General features: G+C 58.8%; 3 protein-coding genes and 1 pseudogene. 3 read left to right on the forward strand and 1 reads right to left on the reverse strand.

Annotation, left to right across the window (positions count from 1 at the left end; all coding sequences use genetic code 11):
* The 3 genes and pseudogenes from LB523_RS29160 to LB523_RS29515 form a co-directional block, all read left to right on the forward strand.
* Positions 1–1,493: trypsin-like serine peptidase (locus tag LB523_RS29160; protein WP_224609624.1), on the forward strand; the 1,493-nt coding region annotated here is incomplete at its 5' end.
* A gap of 5 nt (positions 1,494–1,498) precedes the next feature.
* Positions 1,499–3,283, forward strand: coding sequence for a hypothetical protein (locus LB523_RS29350; RefSeq protein ID WP_263493220.1), 1,785 nt, complete (start codon positions 1,499–1,501; stop codon positions 3,281–3,283).
* Between the two features lie 97 nt (positions 3,284–3,380).
* Positions 3,381–3,557: pseudogene (locus tag LB523_RS29515) on the forward strand (type II restriction endonuclease); the annotation flags it as partial.
* A 436-nt stretch (positions 3,558–3,993) separates the two neighbouring features.
* Here LB523_RS29515 and LB523_RS29175 read toward each other — a convergent pair.
* Positions 3,994–5,349 carry an RWP-RK domain-containing protein gene (locus LB523_RS29175; protein WP_224609627.1) on the reverse strand — a complete coding sequence of 452 codons (1,356 nt, stop codon included), beginning with the start codon at positions 5,347–5,349 and terminating at the stop codon, positions 3,994–3,996.
* Positions 5,350–5,739 lie beyond the last annotated feature (390 nt).

Consider the following 5,739-nt stretch of genomic DNA (forward strand, 5'->3'; position numbering starts at 1 on the left):
GTGGTGGGGCTGGTGGTGGCGGAGGCCCCGGCGGATTTGGGGCGGGCTCAGGTAGCGGCTCTCCCAGCCCATCGAGCACCTTCGGTGCATCGACCGGCTTTGGCGTGGGGAACAACACGATCATTATCCCTGGTCTGACGAACTCACCGAGGCCAACCTACTCGGGCGAAAGTCCTTCCAGTGAGCCATCGTCGCTGAACCTCAACGGAATCCAAGTCGCTGTGCCGCCGGATGGGCTGAACGCAAACTTTCTGCAAGCCTTGTTCGACAAGAACAAGCCGGCTCCTGGATACGACCTGGAACCTAAAAAACTCCAGCTGTTCGAAACACCCGGAATCGACATTCCCGCCCCATCCGATTATCCGGTGGGCGGTGTTGATTGGAGAAAACTCACTGCGGTCGACTTCAATAAGTTGATCGTCGACCCCGAAGGCGCCACCGGGGCGGTGCTGGGCGGTTTTACGCTAAGCAGCGCTACTGCCTCCGGATGGGCGAATATTCCGCCATCCATCCAAGCGCTGCGTCAGAATTCACAGTCTGCGTTCGCTAAGAGCTGTGGGAAGGCGGTCGAAGCGTTGCTGCCGCTGCGCGGAGCGCACTACGAGGGGTGCGTTGCCGACACTGAGAATAAGTGTCATGCCGCTCTCGCCGCCTATGTTCAGAGCTGTGTTGCAGATCCCAACACCCATTGGGATGGATCGACGGCGCTCAATCCGCAATTGCCACCCATGTTGCCCGACAAGGAATTGGCTCAGATCGCGCAGGTCAGTGGCATCCTCTTCCAACAACCGGAGCAAGGGCGCGGGGGCCAAATATTCTGCACAGCAACCCGGATATCCAAAGACTGGCTCGTCACTGCACGTCACTGCGTCTTTCGCAGAACGACGGCAGACGAGGAAGTCTCACTTGGAAGCGAGACGCTGAGGGATATTCGACATTTGCAGTTTTTCGCCTTCGCCGATCCTATGCGTGCCATCCAAGTCACCTACAAGGAGGATCCGCACGGAACAGACCGTCCATGGGCGTTCGAAGCCGACGACCTGAGCTCGGACTACGTCTTTCTTAAGATCAAGCCAGACGGTCCCGAACCATCATTCCCTGAACTTTCGGCCCCGAGGCTATGGGACAGGATCGTTCTATTCTCGTACCAGTATACGGAGAGACTGAGCGCCGGATCCGCTGTGACTGATGATCAGCTGGTTTCGGACGGAGGCTGGGTGAAGTTCATGGGATATGACGCATCCAACACCTGCGTGATCGCAGCCATGCCCAGGCCAAATTGTCTCGCCTATCCGTGCCAGTCCGAAGTGGGCAGCAGCGGGGCGCCGCTTTTCCGGTTTGACAATGATCGACTTCAACTCGTGGGCGTTCACGCCCAACATGTCGTCCCAGGAAGTCATGATCCCTGCACCGATCCGAAGGTCGCTGCGCTGGTTAATGTAGGGGTATGGCTTCGCTCGAACGATCTCGACATTGCCACCCGAACAAGGTGAGCCACATGAATACACGTCAACTGCGCTTCATGGGTATAGATAGCCGCAAACACGTACTGCTCGTTGGAGCCGCTTGTCTGAGCGTCGTCAGTTGTTTCGGACTACCGGGTCGAGCCGCGCAGCCGCCGGCGTGCATTCCCTCGGTGGCAGCCTTGGATTTGGAAATCTTGTCGGCAGCGAAAACCAAGGACTTCGGAAAATTCATGGCCGCGGTAGATGCCGGCGCGGACGTAAACGCCCGTGACGCCGCCTGCAACACTCCCCTGATCTGGGCTGCGCGCGGCGTCAGCCGTGAGATCGCAGCCGAGCTGTTCGGCATGAAGGTGAACTTCGCGGCCGCCAACAACGACGGGAAGACCGCCAGAGACTTTGCGGCTGAACGCGACGACGAACTGACGAGACGCATCGACGAGGCGATCTCCCGCTTTGACGGCGCAATAGGGAAAATGATTGACTCCGGAAAATTCGACGATGCTCTGGCTGAATTTGATAAGCGCGGGTTGAGCGTCGACCTGCCGCTGACGAATGGAGACACCGCTCTGGTCCTTGCGGCCAAGTCAACAAATGGGAATGAAGGCGCACTGACCGCTTTTTTTGACGCACTGCTCGCACGTGGAGCGTCCGCCAACTGGCCTGCAATCGCGAGCGGATCGGTGAGAGCGCGGCACCTCACGCTTCTGCGGAAGGCACTAGAGCATGTCCCAGCCGACATCACCCTCGCCTATGGCGCTAAGATTGTCGACAAGGGCAAGTATACTGCTCAGGTTGTCGCACTCCTCTTCGCCATGCCTAGTCGCACCGGTACCATGGAGGATTGGTGGAGCGTTGCTGCTGAAATCCAAGACGGCCCGTCGGCCACTGCCACCCTTCAATCGCTTCTGGACAATGGCGCCGATATTGCCGCAGCACAAAAGGCGTTGGAGGAGGACGCGGCGTATGAATACCACGACGGCACCGAGCCCAGCGGCGCCGCGCTCCGGTTTTTCTTCTCGCATGGCGTGGATGCTCCGCCAAAGTCCAAGACCTTAAATAAACTTATCCAAATCGATTGGCATGATCGCAAATTGGACCTCGACCTTATCGAGATGGCGCTTGATCACGGGGCTCGCGCCGACGTTCCCAGTACAGAGTACTATTACACGCCGCCTAAGCTAATGTTCGAACTGCTCACGCGCCTTTATAGCGATGAGAATAGTAAACAGGCCTTCGATGGCGCCCAATTGACACGGATCATAAAAAAAATGGCTAATGCGGGTGCCGCTCTGGATCCGGACTTCAATGACACCCGGACCTTGGCAGAACGCGTACTGGCCGAAAGCGCACACGAAGACCTGCGACCAGCGATTCTTGCTGCGTTTGGGGATTTGGGCGTCGTCCCCCCGTCTCTATGCAGCCTAATCGGCAAGTACAACCTAAGCGTCATTGGAGTGGTCATCAAATATCGCAGATTTTCCCCAAGCTCGGAAAGCGACGCCTATGATTGCGCGGGAAAGGTAGGGCTGCAGTTGTCCGGTACGCCCTCGGATCGTATCGCGCTCATACGCCTGCTAGTAGCCAGCAGCGTCAGTGGCCGAGCAGTCGCTCTTGCAAGTCAGATTGACAGGATAAGTGCTGGCGGAGGGGATATCGAGACTGTGGAAGCACTTGCTGTGCCCGCGGATAACGGAGTACTTGGGAGCGACGAGGTGATAGGTGCTATGGACAGGTTGAAAGCAAGCGAGGTCACCTTCCCGGAGAACGCGGCAGCATATAGTCGCCTACAAGGCTATGGTGCACACGGGTCACACTGAGCCTAAGCGCTTCCTGTTGCTGCGGGTCGGCAATCCGCAGGCTGGCAAAACTGAAACCCACTTCCTACCGGACTTCCGTTGAGGGCATGATCCAGGCTTCTCCCCTGCCCGTCTGACAATGCTCGCTTCCAAGTCCACGCTCAAAGACCGCTGGCGCCAGGTCCTGCCGGAAGCGGCACGGATCTCGTCAAAGCATCTGCTGACGCTCGAGCCGGCAATCGGAAAACCAGACCAGCCAGAAGGCGGAACGGCTTCAGTTGGTGCTTCCTGCTAGACTTCATGAAACGTACCGTGCGGGCCAACGGCCGTGGCTGGTGACGCTTGCAGACTTCACGGAGCTTGTCACTGAACGGCAGGGCCTTAGATTCAGCCCAGCGCTATAGCCCGATCGTGGCTGCTGCGAATGCAAGACCGCAAGGTCGGCATCTTACTGTCAGCAGCCGGTCGGCCTTGATCCGGTGGTCATCTTGGCGCCTCCCGGTCGACCCCGTCGGCATGCTCGCGGTGATTCCTGCTGCTCGCCTCTCGATGAACAACACGGTGGAACGCGGGATAGGCCGCCGCGTCCGCCGCAGCCTCGAAGAGGTCTCTACGTCAGCGCGTGCCGAGTGGGGCGACGAAGTAGCAAAGCTGAATCATAACACCCACCTACCGCAGCACGACCAGTGCACGACAGAGGGCCGGTTTCCTTATTCGATATCCAAGGCCGTCTACACGTCATTTGCAAAGTACAGCCTGATCGCGTCCTGTTGCTTGCCGAGCGTGCCGTCCTTCCGGAAGCGAGTTCCGTCGACCGCAAAGACGATGCCTTTCTCACTAGAGTAGACCGCCGTGCTCGTTACACAAATGCGGACAATGCGGCCTTGAACCTGCCCGGTTACGATATCACCGATATCGATCCCTAGGATTGATTTTGCCACTGCCGAGCGTTCGACCTCGAGCTCCGTCTCCCATTGATCCAGCTCTTCTTCGATTCGCGACCAGGCATCGCGGGCCGACCGAAACGGACGGTGGGCGCCGAACCAGATTCTGTCGGCTAGCGCGAGGGTATCGTTGGGCACGTTTCGCTCCATCGCGCGCGCCGCTCCAGAAAGCATTTCGCAAACCTGCTCCGCGTCCATCAGTGCTTGGAGCCGCCCCCGGTAGGGCGCAACGGTCGCTCTCGTGATCGAAGGAGGCAGGGGTACTTCACGAGTGGGCATGTAGTCGATCGGCATGATTTCGCGCAGCGCCAATCTTGCGGTACCGATGCGCTCAGGCGGATCTTCCTCTCTCCAGGCGCGTCGCGTGCTTTCCACCCAAATATCTGAGGCGGAGATGCAGAGGGTGCTATTCAGAAACATGCGCGAATCCGGAGTGTGGATGTAGCGGGTAGACCAGGAATTGTCAGCTGAAGTCAGCGGCATCACCACATGGTGGAGCTGGTGTTCTCGGACCATGCGCACCAGGGAGGCAATCCGCTCCTGTAAGGGAGCGGTGAGGCGGACAAGAACGGCGGGACCGTTCCCGCTCGACCACCGGCTTCTTTGCTCGCTCTCAAACATGAGAAGCTGGGGCCGGGCTAATGGAAGCAGCTTTCCGACGAGACTGGCAGCGCTTCCCTGCAGCGAGTGGCTCCAGCGGGCATCGATCCTTCCCTGCTTGATCCAGTCGTGAGCGCGGTTCTGGATCAGCAGCAGAAGCTGTGCCGCGAGGTCCGGAGCGAGGTTCGGGAGCCTGTTTCCGGTAACCGCAGCAGCGTCGACGCCTTGCGCCTTCAGGTCAGCTATCGCGGCGTTGTAGAATTGCCGTTGAAGATCTGAGAGCGTTCCGGCTGCTTGGATGCGCGCGGTTTCACGCCGGCGCCGATCGATTTCTTCGCGGAAGGCACCCAAGGGTGGGCGCCGGGAACAACCTCCTGCCTGAACCTTCGCCCAATAGCCTCGGGGTGGCTTAGGGACCTGCAGGCGCCTGCAAAGCTTGGTGAGTGCCACATCGGAGATGCCGAGTTCCTTTGCGATCTCGCTGGTCGGCCTTTCCCAGACCATCGCGAAGAGTTCCTCGCGGGAGAATTCTCGTCGTGTCATGCATGTGCCTCTTGCCGGTCCTCCCATATGTCACTCCTGGGGATCGCTTTCAAAAAGGCGATGGCGCGACCGCGCCATTGAGCGTGCAGGAGAATCGATGGGGCGAGAGACGAGAGAGTTCGTCTGTCTGCGACAGAGGACCCTAGTGCTTTCATTGCGGCCCGCGGCTAACTGCTCTCCACGACCGAAGATCACTGCCTTCACAGCATGTGATACTGCCGGAATGCGACGGCCGGGAGATGAGAAGTCCGCATTCCTCTCAAAACGCAAAAACCGCCCCGGTCAGACCGAGGCGGTTATTGATTTATGACAAAATTGGTTGCGGGGACAGGATTTGAACCTGTGACCTTCAGGTTATGAGCCTGACGAGCTACCGGGCTGCTCCACCCC

Source organism: Mesorhizobium sp. ESP-6-4 (genome assembly GCF_020164735.1).
Classification (GTDB): Bacteria; Pseudomonadota; Alphaproteobacteria; order Rhizobiales; family Rhizobiaceae; genus Mesorhizobium.